Origin of the sequence: Paenibacillus alkaliterrae (assembly GCF_021532375.1) — a bacterium.
Taxonomy (GTDB): domain Bacteria; phylum Bacillota; class Bacilli; order Paenibacillales; family Paenibacillaceae; genus Pristimantibacillus; species Pristimantibacillus alkaliterrae.
Window position 1 is genome coordinate 1 of the sequence record NZ_JAKGAP010000150.1, and the last position, 2,145, is coordinate 2,145.

Genomic DNA, 2,145 nt, shown 5'->3' on the forward strand with positions numbered 1-2,145 from the left:
AAGCTTTGCAAGCTTATTTGCACAGGATTCATCGACGGTGTTGCGCTCTGGACTGGGTTGGAAGCCGGGCTTCCTGATCCAGAATTCATGACCTGGATGCGGGGATTTGCACTCGGCTGTTGCCGATAACCGATGCCCACGATCACGGGTTTGTTGTCCACAATGTTCGTTCTGACATACGCGTTCGGTCCGGCTTGTCGGGCCAGTCGCTCGACTTCCCGCAAGACGTTGTTCATCGAGGCTTCCGAGAGAATAAGCGTATGCCCGGAGATGTCGCCTGGTCGGGACTGCTTGGCGCTTTGAATGGCGGCGGCCTTGATGGTGTCGCTCGCATGGCGCGTGGAATCAGCCGCTCCCAAGACGCTGAACGTCTGGTTGCCTACTACGCCGTCGGCTTTGATCCCGTAATCACGTTGAAATTGTCTAACAGCGGCTTGCGTCTGCGCACCGAATTGACCATCTGCAGCTATATTATAACCTAACGTTCGCAGCTTTTCCTGCACGGCTTTGACGGATTCGCCCTGATCGCCCATGTCGATCATTTTATTGCTGGCATTGGCACGCTGCGCTTGCAGGGCAGCCAGCGCTCGCGCTTCCTGCTCTCTTCGGCTCATTTCCGTTCGGGCCATCCGGCCTAGCGGATCGTTGCTTTGGGCAAGCTTTTTCAAGCTAGTCTGGTCTTCGGTCCGGAACATGCTGTTCAGTTCTTGGCCGGCAGTCTTGCTTCCTCGCTGGGCCTTGTCGAGCAATTGTTCCCGCTGCTCCGTGCGCTCAAGCTCCTTCAGGCCCGACTTCGCCCATGCAGCAGCTCCGGAGCTGTCCAAATCGAAGGTTCTACCGACCATTTGAGCAGCCTGCTGAGCCGATGAGGATGGTTTTGGAGTCGAACTGGCACTATTTAGAAGCCACCGCTTGTTTCATCTTGTTCAGTTCTTGCCTGGGCAAGGCGGCTAGCCTAAAACGTATCCTTACCTGTATATGTTGACTGGTCGTCATTAGATTACACGATAATCATCGTACAACGGTCAGTTAAGTTGCTGACAAAATCCTCTTCTTTGTTGACCGTAAGTAAACGAAGATAACAAAAAAACAGGTCAATCATGGTAGTATCTGACCATAATCGACCCGTCATTTGTATCGTTAAACCGTTATTTAGATTATACTTTTCAAGCATATTTTATGCGTACAGATGAAATGAAAAAATTCTTGTACAGGTATTACATGGTTTATATGTGTTATTGGTAGAATGATGGGTTCATTCGGCACTGGGTAGCTCCCAGTTTTTAATGAAAAAATTCTTTAAGCATATTCTCAGCCTTCTCCATTTCACCGAGCATCGGATTCATATAATCGCTATACGATTCCAAGTATGCCCTTACTGAACCACCAATTTTAAACATATCTTTTGTCAAATCTTCAAGATTATTTTTCTCCAAAATATCATTAGCATTTTGATAGCGTGATATAATCATTTCTAGCATGGGTGTAGGTTGAGTACTATAATGTTGTTCTAATAGGATTAATACTTTTTTAAATTGCATATGCAACCTATCTTGCTCTGTATTATTTAACATATTACACCACCCCTCCTTATCTGCTTGGAACTTCCCTGATTTCTTTAATCCATTCTTTGGGCCAATTTTGTGGTAGTAAAATTTGGTCTCCGCCTCCTTGGAGAATCGTTCCTGTCTGGGTCTTTTGTAGCTCAACTTTACCAATATTTAATTCTGTACCTATGGGAATTTCAATAACTGCTTCATACTGTCTACTGTTCTTCCATTCCGGTAAAAGAGCAGAGTTAATTTTACTAGTAATTCTGTTTGCGGCAGGGACGGTAGTAGCAAAAGCCCCATTTTCTCCTGCATTTCCACCGAATGTACGGTATACAGAGATACTTTCATTTGTAACCACTGTTCTATAATGGCCATCCGTATATGTTTCTTTAAGCCATGATGGTAGTTCTACTTGTTCTTTCAGAGTTACTTTGTTGTCAATTGCTGTAGCATATTTGGGAGTAATTTCAGGTATACCTACATTACCCGAACCCTTAACAGTTGTTGTTCCGGAGGAACCGGGTTTGGTAGGGGAAATGACTTTCGCTCCTCCGGCTAGCGCAGTGGCTAAACCGAAGCTGTTGAGCCAATG

The 2,145-nt window shown here is 45.9% G+C and carries 2 protein-coding genes and 1 pseudogene; all 3 read right to left on the bottom strand.

Annotation, left to right across the window (positions count from 1 at the left end):
* Positions 1-845, bottom strand: an 845-nt coding sequence (locus L1N85_RS26850) for a peptidoglycan-binding domain-containing protein (protein ID WP_235242073.1), incomplete at its 3' end; no start/stop codon positions are given.
* 438 nt (positions 846-1,283) lie between these two features.
* On the bottom strand, positions 1,284-1,574 hold the full coding sequence (locus L1N85_RS26855; RefSeq protein WP_235242074.1) for a hypothetical protein: 291 nt from the start codon (positions 1,572-1,574) through the stop codon (positions 1,284-1,286).
* Positions 1,575-1,590: 16 nt separating this feature from the next.
* Positions 1,591-2,145 (bottom strand): annotated as a pseudogene (locus L1N85_RS26860) (T7SS effector LXG polymorphic toxin); the annotation flags it as partial.